Consider the following 16,778-nt stretch of genomic DNA (forward strand, 5'->3'; position numbering starts at 1 on the left):
GGTCGTTCATGGTTCGTGCGTTGGCTTGGTTGACCTCGGCCGTTGATGCCGGTGGGGCTGTTCTCCCCCTCAGGCCTCCTTGGCAGGCAGTGACGGCGAGGAGCCGCCCACCTGAGTGCGGAACAGCCAGGATCTGCGTTTCTTCCTGAGCCGGTAGCTGTCGCCGCTGATCGTCACCACATGGCTGTGGTGTGGCAGCCGGTTGAGGATCGCATCGGATTCAATGACCTTGGAACTCAGGGACCAAACAACGGGTTGCAGTAGCGAAATTTTGCTAAAACTTCCGCCGACCGTGTTGGTTGAGAGTACAAAACCATTTGATGGCAATGGCTTTGAGCGGATTCAACCTGACTTGCAAGCAGGATGTGGCTGGTTCGAAATCGGCATCGGGCATACCCAGCATTCCTTTCCGCCAGGGGTGTTGTCGCTCCAGAAGCCAGCGCTGCTCCCCTCATGGGCAGGAGTCCAGACCGCTTACTCCAGCAGCGAGCCTCAGAGGTCGTCTTCCACGTTGGCCTTCACCGTGCAGTCGCTCTTGGGATAGCTGACGCACAGCAGGGCAAAGCCTTGGTCGATCTGTTCGTCGTCAAGGAAGCTCTGATCGGATTGGTCGACAGTGCCCGTGAGCACCTTGCCGGCACAGGTGCTGCAGGCGCCGGCCCGGCAGGAATAGGGCAGGTCAATGCCCTGTTCTTCTGCGGCGTCGAGGATGTAGGTGTCATCCGCGCAGGGAAGGAAGCCCCGCCTTCGATCGAGATGGTGTAGGTGGCCATGGAACCAGGAACGGTTTGAAACAGTCCAAGGCCCTCAGGCCATCTGGGTTGCATCCCGCGACACACCATGCCGGCCAATTCAGGGGATCAGCACCTGGCGAGGGATAGGCCAAGCCATGGGCCCTCAGAGGCCGATCTTGCGCCTCCCCCACCACATCCCTGCCGCATAGCCCAGCAACGGCAGCCACAGGAACGGTTGGCCCAGCACCATCACCAGGGCGAGGCCACCAACCGCCCAGGGGATCAGCAGCACCAGGCCCATCGCCAGTTGGCCCGAGCGAGAGCGCCGCACGATCCCACCGGATTTCTGGGCCAGGCGGGGCATACCGCGCCCAAGGCCATAGCCCACCAGGACGGTGAAGACGGTGAGCAGAACGGACATCATCGAGGGTTGGGCGTCGCTGGATCCAGCTTCCCAGTTGGGGCGGCCAGGCGCCCGGGTATGGGCCCGTTACATCCCGCCATCACGGATCGCCGCAAGAACGATGTTGGCGCAGGCTTCAGCGTCGGAGAGTGCATCGTGGTGATTGAGGCTCAGATTCAGATGCCGACACACATCCGGTAACTTCGTCGGCCGAAGGTTCCAGGTCTTCCGGGCGAGCTGCACCGTGCAGAAATAGGGCTGGAGCGGGGGCGAGAAGCCAGCCCGATCACAGCAGGCCCGCATGACACCGGAGTCAAAAGAAGCATTGTGGGCGGCGATGAAACGGGCCCCCTCGAGGCAGGTCTCCAGCTCGGGCCAGAGTTCAGCGAAGGAAGGTGCATCGGCCACCTGCGGCCAACTGATTCCGTGAATTGACGTGAATAAAAATTTCTGCCGAGGTGGTCGAATCAGTCGGTGCTCGCGATGCACGATGGCGTTCCTCTCGACCCGCACCAACGCGATCGAGCAGGCGCTGTCCCTGCCCTGATCAGCGGTCTCAAAATCCAGCGCCACGAAGCAATCGGTTTCGAGTTTCCCATTGCGCGGCAGCGCTGATTGACGGCGGGGTAAGCCGCTCGCTTCATTCTTTGGGGGTGTGTTGCTTGAACGATGTTGAGACAAGGCCGCCTCAGCCTTGCTCAGGAATTGCCTCTCCTCAAGCTCCAAGTTGATCGCGCCCCAGCGGCGTCGATACTCCAGAAGCTTTCCGTAGAGAAGTACATCACCGTTCGACCATCCCAGGGCCCTGAGTTCACAGAAAACGATTCGTTTATCGCGATGGCTCGCCTCATCCTTCGGCATGGGTGGCTTGAGCTCTCTGTTGGATTTCTATGGGGAAGCGGCCAAAGGCTATCCAGGGCACTGCATGGTTGATCACGATGACATGGGACCAGATGGATTGCAGTCTTGTTTGAGATTTACTATTATGAATGGCCATGATGATATCTCTGGCCGGCTTGTCTTTTTGCGTGTAAGCCATGGGCAACCTGCTTGCACGTCTGATGCTCTGTCCACGTGTGATTGCTCATCAGGTCATTCATCGGCCCGCGGCAGGATGAACGGCTGAAGGGAGCGGTTCGATGGTCATTGACCCCGAGCGGGCTGGTTGTGTCCGTTCATGCTTGGCGCTGATCATGCACCCATGACCGATCTAGCGTTCATACGAATGGTGCCCTGAGGAAATGTTGCTGCCATGAAATACATGATCAGTTGGTTCGAGCGTCCGCAGGGTTCTTCAGCGGAATACGAGCAAGCCCAGAAGCGGATCCTTGAGGTGTTTGGTCAGTGGAAGGCACCCGCCGATCTTCGGATCGAGCTCTTCGTGGTTCGCGTTGGGGAATGGGGCGGCCATCTGCTGGTGGATTGCGATGACCCGTTGACGGTGCACAAGCTCTGCTCCACCTTTCCGGCGTTCGAGTTCCAGGCACGCCCGGTGATTCCCGTGGAGGAGGCGGTCAGGGTGGAGCTTGAGGCGATCCACTGGCGTGATTCGCTCCCGGCGGGGTAATCAGCCTGCTGCGGGATGACTCGCCGTGTGTGAGCCGCGTGTCCACGGGCGAGATCGCTCCTGGACGCCCACAGGTTGCGTTCAGTTGCTGGCTGCGGCCCGCTGCTCAGGCGTGAGGGACCTGTCGTGCTCCTGGGGCTACCCCCAGGCCCTGGCGGCCTCTGCGATGGCGGGCCCTGCCTGGGCGAGGTCAGCAGGGATCATCACCGGTTCAAAGGAGATCTCCGCCTTGAGCCAGTGAAAAAAGGGTTCAGCAACCGCAGGAATCTGCGCTGCGTTTTCCAGATCAAGGATGATGTAGGCACCCCGTTGACCATCAATGGCTGTGAAATAAGCCGCTTCGGCATGGATGTCCGTCAACAGTCGTTGCATCTTTTCGCCAAATTGTGAATCGGCCAGTGCCACATTGGCGGCGGCATTCTCGAAACGCACCTTCATCAGCTGACGCATGACGAGTCTCCAAGTTGATCCCATCAAGGCTGATGCCGGTGGCGCTCGGATCGACCCTGCGTCATGAATTGATAGGCAAGGCAAGGCGGCTGAACTTGCGCGCAGCGCAGGCCCGGGGCGCTCTGGCCCAGTTCCACGCTGAAGATCAGATGAGCGCCCTCACGGCTCCAGCAGGTTCTCGAGCCCGTCTCCACCGGGCAGTCGATAGACGCCGAAATCGCGTCGATCAAGCGTGGCGATTTGGCGCAGCCCATGCTCATGGGCCAGCCAGAGCAGTGAGGCATCGGCCAGATCCATCGGCAGATCGCCGTATTGCCGCATCCAGCGGGCCATCAACTCCAGGGCGGACCCACCCATCTCCGCCACGCTCAGGCCACCGAGCGAGACCCAACCGAGCAGGCGAGGGGCCACATCCGCTGGGATCAGATGGCAAACCTCGGTGAGCACCGGCCAGGTGGAAACCAGGGCTCCGCTGTGCTGCAAGAAAAAGCGGCACAGGCGTCGTGGTCCTGGTCACTGCGATCGAACCAGGCGACCAGAGGGCCCGTATCGACGAGGGTGGCACCGCGAAAGCTGGAGCGACTCACGCGTCCAGCTCGCTCAGACGTTGCCGCCTCTGCTGGCCGTTCAACTTCTGGCGAAGTTGAGCCGAATGGTCCCGTCCCCGACTGCTGCTGGTGCCATCTGGGGCACCACTGGAGAAGCAGCCGATCAGACCAAGGCTCTCCGCCAGGGCCGCAGGGTTGGTGGATTGCCGCTGCAGCAGCTCTAGGCCGGCCTTCACCACCTCGGTCTGGCTGAGGCCGAGGACGTGGCAAAGGCGCTCGAGCCTGACCTCGCTGCCGTCATCCAGGCGCACGGAAATCGTCCGCATCGCTTCGCTTCAAGTGCATTACGCCAATAATACAAAGGATGAGATCGGTCCTGCGCCCGGCGCCGGTGTTGGCCCTGGCCCCGCTCAGCGGTTGCCATAGGGGCAGCCCCAACGCCGCCCCCTCGGGCGTGTAGTACGCCAGTGAGAAACGGTCGCGGTGGAGCACCCGATGGCGGCGCTGCAGTTCCGCCTCCGCCTGCCGGCTCAGGGCAGGACAGAGCCGTTCCCGGATCGGCTTGGCCAGCGCGAGACGTTGTTGGCAGGCCCCGTCGGCCGCCGCCAGATCGAGCAGGACTGCGCAGGCCTTGCCCACCAGCAGATTTCTGTTGCCCTGCACCGTGGCGATGTGGCTCAGCTTGCGGCCAGGCCTCCAGCATCGCCACTCTTCGAGAAGGCTTCGCCGACGTAGAACGTCGTGAATTTGAGCCGTTCAGTCCCGTCCTCTTTGGTGGAGACATACCCCGCTGCCCGCACCAGCGTGGACGTGCTGACATCACCGAGCTCTTTGAGCTTTGCCAGCAGATCTGCTCCAGTCAAAGCCACGGGACATTCAGGTTTTTGATAGGAAGTTACCCATTTCCCAGCACCCGGTTGGGTGCCGGGGGTACCGATGCTGCCCCCAGTCCAGCTGCTGCCGGGCCACGGGGAGACAGGGGTGCGGCGCAGACCCAGGGACCACCTAGCTTGGGGCCCAGCTCATGGGTCTGGGGAGATGTTCAACTTCCTGTTCGGCGAAGCCAAGAAACCCCCCAAGACCAGGGAGATTGATCCTGACGATCCGAGGCGAAATTACAAACGCACGATCCTGCATGTGAATCCACCCAAGGGAGAGCTCCGCTCCGGTGAGGAGGGTCGCTGCCATGTCACCCTCTGGGATGTGAGCCGCGGGGGGCTCTGTGTGGTGGTGGGGGTCAAGAACACCAGCCATCTCAACGAGAGCGATCAGTTCACCCTGGTGCTCAAGGAGTCCCACGGGAGAGAGGAGGTGCTCTTTGAGGTGACCAAAATGTGGGAAAAGGAGGAGTACGGCAACACCTATTACGGGCTCACGTACTCGAACATGGGGCTCTCGGAAAAGGCCCGCACATTTCTGGAGAAGTACCTCAGCAAACCCTGACGCCAGCTCAGCTGGATGGCCCCTTGCCTGAAGGGCCCGGCACCAGCAGCAGCACCGATTGGATGGCCCGTTGGATCGGCTGGCCGCTTCGATCACGTTGGCCCCCATGGCTGACGCCCTGGACATAGATCGACGATGAAGATCCACCGTCGAGATTCAGGGCCGCGATGACTCCCCGTCCCTGCAGGTAGCGGCCCAGTTCCGCCAGGGTCATTCCTGAGCGGTCCCGGCCGGGCTTCTGCTCAACCATCACCCACAGGAGCTGGCCATCGGCCTTGATGCCCACCGCCGTACGGGCGTTGGCGCCCAGGGCATCGATGGCATCACGGACCACGACGCCCTGTTCCCTGGCCGTGAACGCTTCCCGTTCGGTGGTCAGGTTGGGAAGCAGCTGCGGCCCTCCACCGAGTGCCTGCTCCAGCCTGCAGGCGGGCGGGATCGGTGCCTGGTGGGCTGCAATCCCGTACTGGACCTTGCCCCTGCAGCGGTACACCCGGAATTCACTGCGGGCCAGGATCGCGTTGAGGTAGGGCCTCAGTGCCGGGTTCTCGATCAGGCGCCTGTTCTTGCCTGGGTTGGCTGCCACCCGTCCGTTGATCAGCACCCAGGAGTTCGTCTGTTGGTTGGCGGGATCGAAGTAGCCGCCGTTGATCCCTGCGATCGCTCCCCTGGCCCGGGCGATCTGCGCCAGGGGTTGCAGCGATGGGCCCACCGCCGGAACGACCATGAGGGCCGAATCGTTCGCGATCGTCAGCAGATGGACGCGCTCGCCGGCCCGTTCATCGACCTGATAAATCACACCGCTGGATTGGTGCCGGTTCGCCGGAGGGTTGGCGAATCCGCCGCCCAGGGCCAGCGCGGCGGAGCCAGCCACGGCGGCGAGGGCAAGCAGCTTTGGTCTCAGCTGTGGTCTCAGCCGTGGCCTCAGCAGTGGCATGGTCAGGCGGCCGTCTGGGCAAGGACGGGTTCGGGTTCATTCCGCCATTGTCCTGGCCCGTTCAGCTCCGGCTTGGGCCCCTGGGCAGCGGCCCTGGCGCACACCCAGCTTGGAGGCCACAGGGCTGCAATCCCATGGGGGCGCCCCAGAGGGGCAGGGAGTGAAGGGCCCGTGGTCGCGATCCCGGGAGGAACGTCTCCGCGCCGCTGGATGGCACGCTGTGTGCTCTCCTGCGCCGCTCCCCGGCGGCATCCGTTCGCCATGGCCTCGCCTCCCCAGACCCCTTCATCGCCCCTGAAGGCCGCCTTCTGGGACCAGCGCTACCGCGAGGGCCGCGACGGCTGGGAACTGGGCCAACCGGCGGCCGCCCTGGCGCAGTTCCTCAGCGGCCATCCCCTGGCGCCGCAGCCCCCGGGGCGGCTGCTGGTGCCCGGTTGCGGCCGCGGCCATGAGGCCGGGCTGCTGGCCGATCGCGGTTTCGAGGTGGTGGGTCTGGATTTCAGTGCCGAAGCACTCCGCGAGGCCCAGCGGCTCCACGGCAGCGCCGCTGGCGCGCTGCGCTGGCTCCAGGCGGATCTGTTCGACGCCCCTGCCCTGGCCGCGGCGGGTCTGGGTGGCGGGAGCCTGGCGGGGGTGCTGGAGCACACCTGTTTCTGTGCGATTGATCCGGGCCTGAGGCCGGCCTACGGGCGCACCGTGGCTGAGCTGCTGGCGCCGGGGGGCTGGCTGCTGGGGCTGTTCTGGTGTCATGGCCGCCCCGGCGGTCCGCCCTTTGGCGCCGATCCAGGGGCCGTTCACGCCCTGCTCAGCGGCGCCGGATTGGTGGAGGAGTTGTGGGAGGCGGTGGGGATGCAGGCCAAGGGCCGCGAGGGCGAATGGCTGGGGTTCTGGCGCAAGCCCTTAGCGACCTAGGTCGCCGGCCCCCGCCAGCTGGCGCTCGGCGTAACCGGCCGCCCAGACGGAGGGGGCCATGCCCCGCGGCACCAGGCGGATGAAGGTGGGCGTGTGCAGGATCTCCAGCACCGCTTCCCCCAGCAACTCATTGGAGCGGCTGTCGGGGAGCCTGTGGCTCAACACCTGGTGGATCCGCAGCAGGTACCAGGCGCTGCCTTCGATGCCGGCGCTGAAGCGCTTCCAGCTGTCGGCCTCCCGGCGGGCATCGAGCACCTGATCACGGGCGTTGTGGGCCTTGTCGGCGGCACTCACCCGCAGGGAGTCGAGCGGTTTGTGCTCCAGCGAGGCCACATAGCGGGTCTTGCGGGTCAGCCAGGGCTCCTTGTGTTCAGCCGCGGGGCTCCCGGCGCTGTCGCTGCAGTCGGCGACGATGGCGGCGACTCGATCGCCGAAGCGCGCCGCGATTGAAGCCTGGCTCTGGCCCGCATCCTCGATCGCGTCATGGAGCAGGCCGGCGATGGCCTGCTCCTCGTCGCCGCCGTCCTCCCAGACCAGGCCACTGACGGCGATCAGGTGGGAGATGTAAGGAACGGCCTTGCCTTTGCGCATCTGATCGCCATGCAACTCCGCCGCCCAGTGGAGAGCTTCGCTGTAGCGAGTGCTGATGGCCATGGATCAACACTGGCATGGCGATATCCCCCAGCCGCGCTGGCGGTGAAGGTCATCGGTCCAGCCCGAGCAGCGGTGGGTGAGGTGATCGCCGTGGGCCAGCAGGCCCTGGTGCAGCTGGCAGGTGAGCATGGGGATCCCGCCGGGGGCGGCATGGTGGCGAAACCAGTGGCAGGTCATGCAGACCTTGCGGCTGCGGGCGGCCACGAGCACGGGGCCCCCGAGCCAGGGCCAGTCTTCGATCGGCTCGAGGCGGGAGGGCTCAAGGGTGGAGAGGGGCAGCGGGACCATCGATCGCAACGCCAGTGGAACACCTGTACTAGTCGATTGGGGCGGCGTTGTCCATGGGTTCGGTGGTCGCAGTGGGATCCCCGCGGGCCAGCCGGGTGCTCGGGCCACCGGGCGCCGGTGGCAGGATGGCTCCGGCTGGATTGAGAGGGCGTGACGAAGACCGTTGCCCGCTGCCAGCTCGAAGCGTTCGGCTCGGCGTCGGCCTGGGTGCTGGTCTTGGCGCTGGGGCCGGCGGGATGGGCCCGGGAGCGGGAGCCAGGCTGGATCCTGCTGGGCCGTGGCGGTGCCGCCCTGACCTGGTCGATCCGTCCGATCGATCTCCGTGGTGCACGCAAGCTGGTGGAGATCCGCTTCGCCGACTACGCCGGTGTGGGCGATCGCCACAGCGAGCGGATCGACTGCCTCCGCCGAACCCGCGTCGTGTACGCCTACAACGGCGTGCCCATCCCCGAGGAAACCGAAAGCTTCGTGCCCGAGGAGCTGGTTTCAGCGGTGTGGGCCCTGGCCTGTCCGTAGGAACGGCTCACACCGGGGTGGCATCGCGCACGCTCTCGAACAGTTCGATGTCCCAGGCGACCAGATCGCGGCGGATCGCGTCGGCCAGCGGGCGGGCCAGCAGAATGCGGGCCATTCGCTGCCGGGTCATGTCCTTGCGCCGGACCGCTTCCATCGGCCTGCTGGCGATGGTGCCGGTGTCGATCGCCGCCGAGGCCCTGCACTGGGGCGATGGCGTCGTGTTCGCGACTTCAGCGATCGCGATCATCCCGTTGGCGATCTGGCTCAGCACCGCCACTGAGGAACTCTCGATCACCCTGGGCCCCTCGATCGGCGCCCTGCTCAATGCGGTGTTCGGCAACGCCACCGAGCTGATCATCGCCCTGGTGGCCCTCAAGGCCGGTCTGGTGGAGATCGTCAAGGCGAGCATCACCGGCACGGTGATGGCCAACCTGCTGCTGGCCCTGGGGCTCTCGATGCTGGTGGGGGCATCGGCCGCAAGGAGCAGACCTTCCAGCCGGTGGTGGCGCGGGTCAACGGCTCGGCCATGACCCTGGCGGTGGTGGCGATCCTGATCCCCAGCCTCTCGGTGCTCTCGGGCGGCCATACGGCGGAGAGCACCCAGGGCTTCTCCACCTTCGTGGCCTGGGTGCTGCTGGCGGTCTACGGCCTCACCCTGCTGTTCTCCCTGGGCACCCACCGCAGCCTCTACGAGGTGGCCGCCGCCGATCTGGAGGCCCAGGAGGAGGGCGCGAGCGCCCACAAGCCGCCGCTGTTGCCCTGGCTGGGTGTGCTGCTGGCGGCCACCGCTGTGCTGGCCTACGAATCGGAACTTTTCGTTGGTGTGGTCGAGACCGTCACCGAGGGCCTGGGGCTCACGGCCCTGTTCACCGGTGTGGTGCTGCTGCCCCTGCTGGGGGGCACGGCCGAGTACCTCACCGCCGTGACCATGGCGCGCAAGAACAAGATGGATCTCTCGGTGTCCGTGTCGTTGGGCTCCACCCTGCTGGTGGCCCTGCTGGTGGTGCCGGTGCTGGTGCTGATCGGGCCGTTGCTGGGCCATCCCCTCGATCTGAGCTTTGATGTCTTCGAACTCGTGACGGTGATCACAGCGGTGCTGGTCAGCAATCTGGTGACGGTCGATGGCCGCTCCGACTGGCTGGAGGGGGCGCTGTTGCTGGCGGCCTACCTGATCCTGGCGGCCGGTTTCTTCTTCCAGGCGGGCTGAGCGCGATGGCCGCCACCCCCGACGATCGACCGGTGCTGCCGTTCCGCAGCCGGGCGGCTCTGGCCCGGCTCCAGGAGCTGCCGGCCCTGCAGCTGCTGCTGGCGGCCTCCGCCACCCTGGCGGCCCTGGCCCTGGGCTGGAGCTGGCTGGCGCTGTTGGGGGGCCTGCTGACCCTGGTGCTCTCGCTGCTGCAGCTGCTGCCACCCCTGTGGGTGGTGCTGCGCTCGCGGCTCGAGGAGCCCGCCACAGTGCAGACCCTGGCCCTGCTCGGACTGGTGCTGGGGGCGGTGGCGATCACCGTGGCCCTGGGCTGGTGGGAACCGCTGGCTGCGATCTACCGCAGCGGCGACTGGACCGCGATCGGGGCCGTCGGGGAGGGGGTGATCGGGGCCTTCGGCCAGATCCTGGTGGCCTTCGTGGCCCTGGTGATCGCCTGGCGCCAGTTCGTGGTTGACCAGCGGCTCACCACCCAGCAGAACCGCATCACCCAGGCCCAGACCATCGACAGCTTCATGCAGGGCCTCTCCGAGCTGATCAGCGACGAGGACGGGCTGCTGGAGGACTGGCCCCTGGAGCGCATGCTGGCCGAGGGCCGCATGGCGGCGGTGTTCGGCAGCATCGACGCCGAGGGCAAGGCCAAGATCCTGCGCTTCCTCGCCCACGCCCGCCTGCTCACGCCCCTGCGCCGGGACCAGCGCCTGGGCCGGGCGATTCTTGATGGCGAGGGCAACTACGAGGTGGACCGCCTCGACGGGGTGCCCGTGATCCGCCTGCACCAGATGCTACGGGGGTGGATCTCTCGGGCGTCGACCTGCGCGGGGTGGATTTCAACGGCGCCGACCTGGGGGATCCAACCTGCGCGGTTCGGATCTGGCCGATGCCAACCTGGCCGGGGTCAACCTCAGCGGCGCCGATCTCGATGGCGCCCGGCTGGAGCGCACGCGTTTCTTCTACGGCACGGCCGAGGCGGCCTCACCAGCGGATCCGCGCACCCCACCGGATTTTGAGTCGGGAGTTGGCACCGGCGCGATCGTTGAGAACGCCAACCTCTCCGACCTGCGCCAGCTGGACAGCGAAGACCGCTTTTACCTGGGCGCTTGGGGCGGCAGCCGCTCCCGCCAGAGCCTGCCCGGCAGCATCAAGGGCATTCCCAGCAAGCTGGAGCGTTAGGAGGCCACGCCGGTGAGTTCCTCGCTCACCGCCCAGAGCCGGCGCCGGGCGCCGTCATCAAGGGCTGCCGGGGCGATGCGGCCCCTGGCGGGATAACCGCGCACACCCCCATTGATCCGGGCCGTAGAGCTCGCCGCCTTTGGCGCTGGCGGCGACGGCGGCATGGAGCTGGGGCAGGGCCCCCATGGCGGCGCTCTGGAACAGGGGACCCATCAGCCCGTAGGCGATCGGCTCGATCCAGGAGCCGTTGGCGCTGATCGAGGCGGGCTGCAGGTTGGTGCGCGCCATCCCCGGGTGGGCCGCCAGGGAGGCCACCGTGCTGCCTGCGGCCTCCAGGCGCCGCTGCAGTTCGAGGGCGAACATCACGTTGGCCAGCTTGCTCTGGCTGTAGGCGCTCCAGCGGTCGTAGCGGCGCTCCCCCTGCAGGTCGTCGAAGGCGATGCGGCCGAACAGGTGGGCGCCGGAGGTGACCGTCACCACCCTGGCCCCGGGGCGCCCCTCCATCAGGGGCAGCAGCTGCAGGGTGAGGGCGAAGTGGCCCAGGTGGTTGATGCCGAACTGGCGCTCGAAGCCGTCACGGGTGAGGCTGCGGGGCAGGGCCATCACACCGGCGTTGTTGAGCAGCAGATCGAGGCGGCCCCAGTTCTCCGCCAGCCGCTGGGCCGCCGCCGCCACGCTGGCCAGATCGGCCAGATCCAGTTCCAGCACCTCCAGGCCGCCTTTGGCCTTGGGCAGCAGGGCGTCGCGGCTCTCCTCGGCGCGGCGGCGGGAGCGGCAGGCCAGCACCACCGTGGCGCCGTGCTCCGAGAGGGCCCGGGCTGACTCGAACCCCAGGCCGCTGTTGGCGCCGGTGATCAGGGCCAGGCGGCCGCTGAGGTCGCCGAGATCGTTGGTGGTCCAGCTCATGGGTCCAATCTTGTCGCCCGCAGCTCCATCACCGTGGGCGCCACCCAGAAGGCGCCGGGGGTCTGGTGGGCCGCGGTGATTTCGGCGGCGGCGGCCTCGGCCTCGGCCGCGCTCCAGTGGCCCTGGCGCACCAGTTCGGGTCCGTAGATGGCCACGAAGCGCTCAATCCAGGCCGCCACCGGATCCCACGGCTGTCCCAGCAGCAGCAGGGGCCGCAGCTCCTCGATCCGAAAGCCCCGCGCCGCCAGCAGCGCCGGCAGGCGCCGGTTCACGTCCGGGTCAGCGCCGCTGGCGCGAAAGCTGGCCTGGCAGGCGGCCCCGAAGCGGCCCAGGGCCGGCCCGTGGGGATGCAGGCCGAAGCTGTCCCAGTGGATGTACTCGTGCAGCACCACCTGGGCCCCGGGCCGCAGAGCCCCCGCCAGGGTTTCCACCAAGGGCTCCACGGCGGGCAGGAACATCGCCAGCCAGCGGCACCAGGCCAGATCGAAGCCCGTCTCGGCGAGGGCCTCGCGGTTCAGGTCGTGGCGGCGCAGCTCCAGCTGCTCCAGGCCAGCGGCGGCGGCCGCCCGCTGGCCCGCCTGCACGTAGGCGGCGCTGAGCTCAAGGGCCAGCACCTTCCCCGTCGGCCCCACGGCCCGGGCCAGTTCGAGGGCACAGAAGCCCGGCCCAGCGCCGAGATCCAGCACCCGCTGGCCGGGAGCGAGGCCCGCGCGGCCCCAGGCCTCCCGGGCGGCAGGCAGCCATAGCTCGTGCTGGAGCCGCAGGCGCTCACGCTCGGCCGGGTCGGTGCCCAGCACGTAGGTGTCGCTCGGCCGCTCAGCCGGCGTGCCTCCCGCCGCCATGGACCGTCGCTCAGTCTTCCGGGAACAGCAGCAGCGCCAGTTCGTCGGCATCCACGTCGTAGACGCGGGCCAGGGTGGTTTCGATCGCGGAGGTCACCTCACCGGGCAGGAAGCGCATGGCATTGAGGGCGTCTTCGGCGATGTCGTCGTTCAGGAGCTTTTCGTCGCCGCCGAGCTTCTCATCGTTGATCACCGCGATCACCCAGCTCTGATAGGCCTCGACCAGATCGGCGAACTCCAGATCCGGGTCGTTCAGGTCCAGGGCCATCGTTCTGTCACGTTCACGCCCCTGCAGTTTGGACCCTCGCCGGGGAGGATGGCAGCCATGAGCCGCACCGATCCGGCCTCCCTGCAGGCCACCCTGTTCGATTTCGCCATCGGCGAACTGGTGCGGCAGCACCGCGAGAGCTTTGCGCCCCTGTGGACGCTGGAGAGCTGGGCCAAGTTGATGATCTGGCTGGCGCTCAACTGCGGCTGCTCCGGCGAACGGGAGGCCCTGGAGCAGTTCGCGGCCGCCCTTGGCCCCGTGCTCTGTGGCCGCCTGCGCCGGCAGTTCTTCGAGCGTGAGCTGGGGGATCTGGAGCTGAAGCTGCTGGCCGATCCGGCCGAGGCCCAGGTACTGGCGTTGCCCCTGGTGGGCGCAGATGCCCCTGACCTGGAGCGCGTGGCGGTGGCCCTGGAGCGGGTGGGCCTGGGCGAGCGGGTGGCCGGGCGCGAGCAGTGGCAGGTTCTGGAGGGGCTGGTGGCGCTGCCCTGGGGGGAGCGATGCGCCTGATCGCCTCCTACCGCAACGCCGGCTTCGAGGCCCTCGCCGATGGGGCGGTGGCCTTCTTCGATCGCCGCAGCGATCTGCAGCGCCGCGGTGTGGCCTTCGGGGGCGAATCGGGTGGCGACTCCCCTGGCCAGTCCGGCGACCCCGGCCCCGCCAAGGTCTCCACCGACATCAGCCTGGTGGCGATCGACCGCTCCGACCCCGAGGCCTTTGCCCTCGCAGGCGTGATCCTGCGCGGCGTGGGCGCTGCCCTGGAGCGTTACCTGCAGGAGCGGCCGCTGCTGCGGCAGTGCTGCCCGGAACAGGCGATGTTCGTCAACCCGATCTTCAACCTGCAGCGCTACGCCCCCGGAGAGGGCTTCCACCGCTGGCACTGCGACTGGAACACCAGTGAGGAGGGCACCGAGCCGATCCGGCGGGTGCTGGCCTGGATCCTGTACTGCAACGACGTGAGCGAAGGCGGCACCGAGTTCCATTGGCAGGGGCACCACGAAGAGGCCGTGCGCGGCAAGCTCGTGATCTTTCCGGCCGGGCTGTCCCACATCCACCGGGGGCGGGTGAGCCATGCCGAGACCAAGACCATTGCCACCGGCTGGATCAACGCCGGCACGCTGGAGGCCTACATCGCCCGCCTCGCCGCCACTTGAAGCCCCTTGGACGTTCTAGGGACCGGCCAGATGCAGACCCGCTTACCCTGTTCGGTCGGCTTTGGCCTGTTCTAAGGCTTTTGGATGTTTCACAGTGCGATCACAACGATGCAGTGCTCATAACACTGAAGTTCGTAGATCGAAGTCCAGATCCTTTCGGGCCAGCATTCAGCTCATGAACATCATGGTCAATCCCTCGATGACCACAACCTCGATCCGCAGGTTTCTGACGTTGCCGTCTGCGCATCTTATGGCTCCTGAAGGAGCGCCATAGGCACGTCTCAGGCCTGGTAACAATTTCGGCTGCCCTTGGCACGCCTCGGCTGTCCAGATTAGTTTTCTGAGTCAGGAACCATCCTCTCCGCCTGCCTTCCGATGCCTCTCAACGAGTACAAATCGGGGGCCGCCTTCCCCGGTGTGATCGGCCGCACCGCCGACGTGTCGACGCCGGCCTGGCCCGAGCCCAACCGAGCAGCGGAAGGTGCGCCAAATGTGCTGTATCTCGTGCTCGACGACACGGGCTTCGGGCAGCTCGGCTGCTACGGCAGTCCGATTGCCACGCCGCATCTGGATGCCCTGGCGGCCGATGGGCTGCGCTACAGCAACATGCACACCACGGCGCTCTGCTCGCCGTCGCGCTCCTGCATGCTCACGGGGCGCAACCACCATTCCAACGGGCTGGCCTGCATCACGGAAGGCTCGATGGGCTATCCCGGCTCCAACGGCTACATCCCCTTCGAGAACGGCTTTCTGTCGGAGATCCTGCTGCAGAAGGGCTACAACACCTACGCCGTGGGCAAGTGGCACCTCACGCCCGCGGAAGCCACCTCGGCGGCTGGGCCCTATGACCGCTGGCCCCTGGGCCGCGGCTTCGAGCGCTTCTACGGCTTCCTCGGTGGCGACACGCACCAGTACTACCCGGAGCTGGTGCGCGACAACACCCAGGTGGAACCCGAGAAAACTCCTGAGCAGGGCTATCACCTCACCCCGGATCTGGTGGAGAAGGCCAAGGCGATGATAGCCGATGCCAAGCAGGTGGCACCGAACAAGCCCTTCTTCATGTACTTCTGCACCGGCGCCATGCATGCGCCCCACCATGTGCCGAAGGAGTGGGCCGACAAGTACAAGGGTCAATTCGACGACGGCTGGGATGCCTACCGCGAAACGGCCTTTGCTCGCCAGAAGGAGCTGGGCATCATTCCTCCCGATACCACCCTTTCGCGCCACGATCCCGACGTGCAGGATTGGAACACCCTTTCGGCCGATGAGCGCAAGCTCTATGCCCGGATGATGGAGGTGTTTGCCGGCTTCCTGGAGCACACCGACCACTACATCGGCGAGCTGATCGAGTTCCTCAAGGAGCTCGGTGAATACGAGAACACCCTGATCATGGTGATCTCCGACAACGGCGCCAGCTCCGAGGGTGGACCCACCGGATCGGTGAACGAGGGCAAGTTCTTCAACAACGTTCCTGAAAACCTGGAGCAGAATCTGGCGGCCATCGACGACATCGGCGGACCGAAGTATTTCAACCATTACCCCTGGGGCTGGACCCACGCCGGCAACACCCCGTTCCGGCGCTGGAAGCGGGAGACCTACCGGGGCGGCACCAGCGATCCCTTCATCCTGAGCTGGCCAAAAGGCATCAACGCCAGGGGCGAGATCCGCAGCCAGTACGCCCACGCGATCGACATGGTGCCCACCGTGCTCGATGCCCTGGGGATCGAGGCCCCCACAACGATCCGGGGGTGACCCAGAGCCCGATCGAGGGCTTCAGCCTGGCCTCGTCGTTCGATGAGGCCACGGCTCCGAGCAAGCACATCACCCAGTACTTCGAGATGTTTGGCCATCGCTCGCTCTATCACGATGGCTGGCGGGCGGTGTGTCCCTGGCCCGGTGCCTCGTTCAGCGAATCAGGCCGCCGCTTCGGCGATCCGATCTCCTACGACCAGCTGATTCAGCTCGATGCCCACGGCTGCGAGCTCTACAACTTGGAGGAGGATTTTGCCGAAACCAACGACCTCGCCGCCAGCGAGCGTGATCGCCTGATCGCCATGATCGGCATGTGGTATGTGGAGGCCGGCAAGTACAACGTGCTGCCGATCGATAGCCGCGGCACCCAGCGTTTCGGGGTGGAGCGCCCTCAGATCGCCCCCGATCGCCAGCGCTACATCTATTACCCCGGCACCCAAGTGGTGCCCACCAACGCCGCCCCCCGGGTGATGAATCGCCCCCACTCGATCTCGGTGGAGGCCTTGGTGCCCGAAGGTGGCGCCGATGGGGTGTTGTTCAGCATGGGCGGCAACGACGGTGGTTTCGCGTTCTATGTGCAGAACGGGATCCTCACCTACGGCTACAACTACGTGGCCGAGAGCCACTTCCGGATCACCTCCACGGCGCCGGTCCCCAGCGGCCACCACATCTTCAGCGTGGAGTTCACCCCCACAGGCCCGGCGGACATCGCCAACGGCAAGGGCACACCCGCGGCGATCAAGTTGTTCGTGGATGGTCAGCCCGTGGGCGAAGGGCACCTGCCGGTCACGATTCCCCTGAGCCTGGGCCTGGCGGCGGGTGCGGCGGTCGGTGCCGATCCCGGTTCTCCCACCATGCCTGATTACAAGCCGCCCTTCGCTTTCGCCGGCACGGTGAAGCGGGCGCTGGTGGATGTGACCGGCACATCGGTGGAATCGCTCGAAGAGAAAATGCGCATGATCCTGGCGCGGCAGTAGCGGCTTTCCGCTCAAGTGTCAACGGCCCGGCTTGTTTGGAGCTGGCACAGTCT

At 66.3% G+C, this 16,778-nt stretch carries 22 protein-coding genes and 4 pseudogenes; 10 read left to right on the forward strand and 16 right to left on the reverse strand.

What is annotated here, in order from left to right; all coding sequences use genetic code 11:
• Positions 1 to 69 precede the first annotated feature (69 nt).
• From AAF143_RS07055 to AAF143_RS07075, 5 genes and pseudogenes are all read right to left on the reverse strand, one after another.
• A complete protein-coding gene (locus tag AAF143_RS07055; protein WP_409995626.1) occupies positions 70 to 327 on the reverse strand; it encodes an ATP-binding protein in 258 nt (85 codons plus the stop codon).
• Positions 328 to 492: 165 nt separating this feature from the next.
• Positions 493 to 773 (reverse strand): annotated as a pseudogene (locus tag AAF143_RS07060) (2Fe-2S iron-sulfur cluster-binding protein).
• Positions 774 to 897: 124 nt separating this feature from the next.
• Positions 898 to 1,155, reverse strand: coding sequence for a hypothetical protein (locus tag AAF143_RS07065; RefSeq protein WP_255007806.1), 258 nt, complete (start codon positions 1,153 to 1,155; stop codon positions 898 to 900).
• A 69-nt stretch (positions 1,156 to 1,224) separates the two neighbouring features.
• On the reverse strand, positions 1,225 to 1,998 hold the full coding sequence (locus AAF143_RS07070) for a 3'-5' exonuclease (RefSeq protein ID WP_255007808.1): 774 nt from the start codon (positions 1,996 to 1,998) through the stop codon (positions 1,225 to 1,227).
• Entirely contained in the window at positions 1,985 to 2,176 is a 192-nt protein-coding gene (locus AAF143_RS07075) for a hypothetical protein (RefSeq protein ID WP_255007809.1), read from the reverse strand. Before AAF143_RS07075 ends, AAF143_RS07070 begins: the two co-directional genes overlap by 14 nt.
• A gap of 213 nt (positions 2,177 to 2,389) precedes the next feature.
• On the opposite strand from AAF143_RS07075, the gene AAF143_RS07080 reads away from it, so the two are divergent.
• A complete protein-coding gene (locus AAF143_RS07080) occupies positions 2,390 to 2,704 on the forward strand; it encodes a DUF3303 domain-containing protein (RefSeq protein ID WP_255007810.1) in 315 nt (104 codons plus the stop codon).
• Positions 2,705 to 2,842: 138 nt separating this feature from the next.
• On the opposite strand, the gene AAF143_RS07085 is transcribed toward AAF143_RS07080, so the two are convergent.
• From AAF143_RS07085 to AAF143_RS07100, 4 genes and pseudogenes are all read right to left on the reverse strand, one after another.
• Positions 2,843 to 3,154, reverse strand: a complete 312-nt coding sequence (locus tag AAF143_RS07085; RefSeq protein ID WP_255007811.1) for a hypothetical protein — start codon at positions 3,152 to 3,154, stop codon at positions 2,843 to 2,845.
• Positions 3,155 to 3,313: 159 nt separating this feature from the next.
• Complete coding sequence (locus AAF143_RS07090; RefSeq protein ID WP_414026692.1) at positions 3,314 to 3,637, reverse strand: type II toxin-antitoxin system VapC family toxin; 324 nt, start codon at positions 3,635 to 3,637, stop codon at positions 3,314 to 3,316.
• Between the two features lie 100 nt (positions 3,638 to 3,737).
• Positions 3,738 to 4,028 carry a hypothetical protein gene (locus AAF143_RS07095; protein WP_255007813.1) on the reverse strand — a complete coding sequence of 97 codons (291 nt, stop codon included), beginning with the start codon at positions 4,026 to 4,028 and terminating at the stop codon, positions 3,738 to 3,740.
• Between the two features lie 268 nt (positions 4,029 to 4,296).
• Positions 4,297 to 4,571, reverse strand: a pseudogene (locus AAF143_RS07100) (AbrB family transcriptional regulator); the annotation flags it as partial.
• A gap of 169 nt (positions 4,572 to 4,740) precedes the next feature.
• Here AAF143_RS07100 and AAF143_RS07105 point away from each other — a divergent pair.
• Complete coding sequence (locus tag AAF143_RS07105; RefSeq protein ID WP_255007814.1) at positions 4,741 to 5,145, forward strand: PilZ domain-containing protein; 405 nt, start codon at positions 4,741 to 4,743, stop codon at positions 5,143 to 5,145.
• Between the two features lie 7 nt (positions 5,146 to 5,152).
• Here AAF143_RS07105 and AAF143_RS07110 read toward each other — a convergent pair whose 3' ends face one another.
• On the reverse strand, positions 5,153 to 6,019 hold the full coding sequence (locus AAF143_RS07110) for a phosphodiester glycosidase family protein (RefSeq protein WP_255007815.1): 867 nt from the start codon (positions 6,017 to 6,019) through the stop codon (positions 5,153 to 5,155).
• Between the two features lie 234 nt (positions 6,020 to 6,253).
• Between AAF143_RS07110 and AAF143_RS07115 the strand changes: the two genes are divergently transcribed.
• Positions 6,254 to 6,994, forward strand: a complete 741-nt coding sequence (locus AAF143_RS07115) for a methyltransferase domain-containing protein (protein ID WP_255007816.1) — start codon at positions 6,254 to 6,256, stop codon at positions 6,992 to 6,994.
• On the opposite strand, the gene AAF143_RS07120 is transcribed toward AAF143_RS07115, so the two are convergent.
• Together AAF143_RS07120 and AAF143_RS07125 are read right to left on the reverse strand one after the other, a co-directional pair.
• Complete coding sequence (locus AAF143_RS07120; RefSeq protein WP_255007818.1) at positions 6,983 to 7,648, reverse strand: HD domain-containing protein; 666 nt, start codon at positions 7,646 to 7,648, stop codon at positions 6,983 to 6,985. The two genes, AAF143_RS07115 and AAF143_RS07120, sit on opposite strands and share 12 nt — an antisense overlap.
• 3 nt (positions 7,649 to 7,651) lie before the next feature.
• Positions 7,652 to 7,936: a galactose oxidase gene (locus tag AAF143_RS07125; RefSeq protein ID WP_255007820.1), complete on the reverse strand. Its 285-nt coding sequence runs from the start codon at positions 7,934 to 7,936 to the stop codon at positions 7,652 to 7,654.
• A 150-nt stretch (positions 7,937 to 8,086) separates the two neighbouring features.
• On the opposite strand from AAF143_RS07125, the gene AAF143_RS07130 reads away from it, so the two are divergent.
• Positions 8,087 to 8,452, forward strand: a complete 366-nt coding sequence (locus AAF143_RS07130) for a hypothetical protein (RefSeq protein WP_255007822.1) — start codon at positions 8,087 to 8,089, stop codon at positions 8,450 to 8,452.
• Between the two features lie 7 nt (positions 8,453 to 8,459).
• Here AAF143_RS07130 and AAF143_RS07135 read toward each other — a convergent pair whose 3' ends face one another.
• A complete protein-coding gene (locus tag AAF143_RS07135) occupies positions 8,460 to 8,582 on the reverse strand; it encodes a hypothetical protein (RefSeq protein WP_255007823.1) in 123 nt (40 codons plus the stop codon).
• On the opposite strand from AAF143_RS07135, the pseudogene cax reads away from it, so the two are divergent.
• Both cax and AAF143_RS07145 read left to right on the forward strand, forming a co-directional pair.
• Positions 8,581 to 9,659 (forward strand): annotated as a pseudogene (gene cax / locus AAF143_RS07140) (calcium/proton exchanger). The gene AAF143_RS07135 and the pseudogene cax sit on opposite strands and share 2 nt — an antisense overlap.
• 885 nt (positions 9,660 to 10,544) lie before the next feature.
• Entirely contained in the window at positions 10,545 to 10,829 is a 285-nt protein-coding gene (locus AAF143_RS07145; RefSeq protein WP_414026905.1) for a pentapeptide repeat-containing protein, read from the forward strand.
• On the opposite strand, the pseudogene AAF143_RS07150 reads toward AAF143_RS07145, so the two are convergent.
• From AAF143_RS07150 to AAF143_RS07160, 3 genes and pseudogenes are all read right to left on the reverse strand, one after another.
• A pseudogene (locus AAF143_RS07150) lies at positions 10,826 to 11,735 on the reverse strand (oxidoreductase). The gene AAF143_RS07145 and the pseudogene AAF143_RS07150 overlap by 4 nt on opposite strands.
• Entirely contained in the window at positions 11,732 to 12,577 is an 846-nt protein-coding gene (locus tag AAF143_RS07155; RefSeq protein ID WP_255007830.1) for a methyltransferase domain-containing protein, read from the reverse strand. The pseudogene AAF143_RS07150 and the gene AAF143_RS07155 overlap by 4 nt, the downstream one beginning before the upstream one ends.
• A gap of 10 nt (positions 12,578 to 12,587) precedes the next feature.
• Positions 12,588 to 12,845: a hypothetical protein gene (locus tag AAF143_RS07160; protein WP_255007831.1), complete on the reverse strand. Its 258-nt coding sequence runs from the start codon at positions 12,843 to 12,845 to the stop codon at positions 12,588 to 12,590.
• Positions 12,846 to 12,902: 57 nt separating this feature from the next.
• On the opposite strand from AAF143_RS07160, the gene AAF143_RS07165 reads away from it, so the two are divergent.
• From AAF143_RS07165 to AAF143_RS07180, 4 genes are all read left to right on the forward strand, one after another.
• Positions 12,903 to 13,352 (forward strand): protein phosphatase, encoded by a 450-nt coding sequence (locus AAF143_RS07165; protein ID WP_409995627.1) that lies wholly within the window; start codon positions 12,903 to 12,905, stop codon positions 13,350 to 13,352.
• The gene (locus AAF143_RS07170) at positions 13,343 to 13,996 is read left to right on the forward strand and encodes a 2OG-Fe(II) oxygenase (RefSeq protein WP_255007835.1); all 654 of its coding nucleotides are present in this window, start codon (positions 13,343 to 13,345) and stop codon (positions 13,994 to 13,996) included. The genes AAF143_RS07165 and AAF143_RS07170 overlap by 10 nt, the downstream gene beginning before the upstream one ends.
• 375 nt (positions 13,997 to 14,371) lie before the next feature.
• The gene (locus AAF143_RS07175; RefSeq protein ID WP_414026693.1) at positions 14,372 to 15,748 is read left to right on the forward strand and encodes an arylsulfatase; all 1,377 of its coding nucleotides are present in this window, start codon (positions 14,372 to 14,374) and stop codon (positions 15,746 to 15,748) included.
• Complete coding sequence (locus tag AAF143_RS07180; protein WP_414026694.1) at positions 15,745 to 16,725, forward strand: hypothetical protein; 981 nt, start codon at positions 15,745 to 15,747, stop codon at positions 16,723 to 16,725. Before AAF143_RS07175 ends, AAF143_RS07180 begins: the two co-directional genes overlap by 4 nt.
• The last annotated feature ends 53 nt before the right edge of the window (positions 16,726 to 16,778 follow it).

The sequence above is a fragment of the Cyanobium sp. ATX-6F1 genome, from assembly GCF_047395825.1.
In the GTDB taxonomy this organism is placed as follows: Bacteria; Cyanobacteriota; Cyanobacteriia; order PCC-6307; family Cyanobiaceae; genus ATX-6F1.

Excerpts from the sequence above, each read along its gene's own strand:
- AAF143_RS07175 (WP_414026693.1), top strand. The coding sequence starts at position 14,372 with ATGCCTCTCAACGAGTACAAATCGGGGGCCGCCTTCCCCGGTGTGATC.
- AAF143_RS07170 (WP_255007835.1), top strand. The coding sequence starts at position 13,343 with ATGCGCCTGATCGCCTCCTACCGCAACGCCGGCTTCGAGGCCCTCGCC.
- AAF143_RS07095 (WP_255007813.1), bottom strand. The coding sequence starts at position 4,028 with ATGCGGACGATTTCCGTGCGCCTGGATGACGGCAGCGAGGTCAGGCTC.
- AAF143_RS07080 (WP_255007810.1), top strand. The coding sequence starts at position 2,390 with ATGAAATACATGATCAGTTGGTTCGAGCGTCCGCAGGGTTCTTCAGCG.
- AAF143_RS07125 (WP_255007820.1), bottom strand. The coding sequence starts at position 7,936 with ATGGTCCCGCTGCCCCTCTCCACCCTTGAGCCCTCCCGCCTCGAGCCG.
- AAF143_RS07160 (WP_255007831.1), bottom strand. The coding sequence starts at position 12,845 with ATGGCCCTGGACCTGAACGACCCGGATCTGGAGTTCGCCGATCTGGTC.
- AAF143_RS07085 (WP_255007811.1), bottom strand. The coding sequence starts at position 3,154 with ATGCGTCAGCTGATGAAGGTGCGTTTCGAGAATGCCGCCGCCAATGTG.
- AAF143_RS07135 (WP_255007823.1), bottom strand. The coding sequence starts at position 8,582 with ATGACCCGGCAGCGAATGGCCCGCATTCTGCTGGCCCGCCCGCTGGCC.
- AAF143_RS07075 (WP_255007809.1), bottom strand. The coding sequence starts at position 2,176 with ATGGCTTACACGCAAAAAGACAAGCCGGCCAGAGATATCATCATGGCC.
- AAF143_RS07070 (WP_255007808.1), bottom strand. The coding sequence starts at position 1,998 with ATGCCGAAGGATGAGGCGAGCCATCGCGATAAACGAATCGTTTTCTGT.
- AAF143_RS07165 (WP_409995627.1), top strand. The coding sequence starts at position 12,903 with ATGAGCCGCACCGATCCGGCCTCCCTGCAGGCCACCCTGTTCGATTTC.
- AAF143_RS07120 (WP_255007818.1), bottom strand. The coding sequence starts at position 7,648 with ATGGCCATCAGCACTCGCTACAGCGAAGCTCTCCACTGGGCGGCGGAG.
- AAF143_RS07065 (WP_255007806.1), bottom strand. The coding sequence starts at position 1,155 with ATGTCCGTTCTGCTCACCGTCTTCACCGTCCTGGTGGGCTATGGCCTT.
- AAF143_RS07105 (WP_255007814.1), top strand. The coding sequence starts at position 4,741 with ATGTTCAACTTCCTGTTCGGCGAAGCCAAGAAACCCCCCAAGACCAGG.
- AAF143_RS07155 (WP_255007830.1), bottom strand. The coding sequence starts at position 12,577 with ATGGCGGCGGGAGGCACGCCGGCTGAGCGGCCGAGCGACACCTACGTG.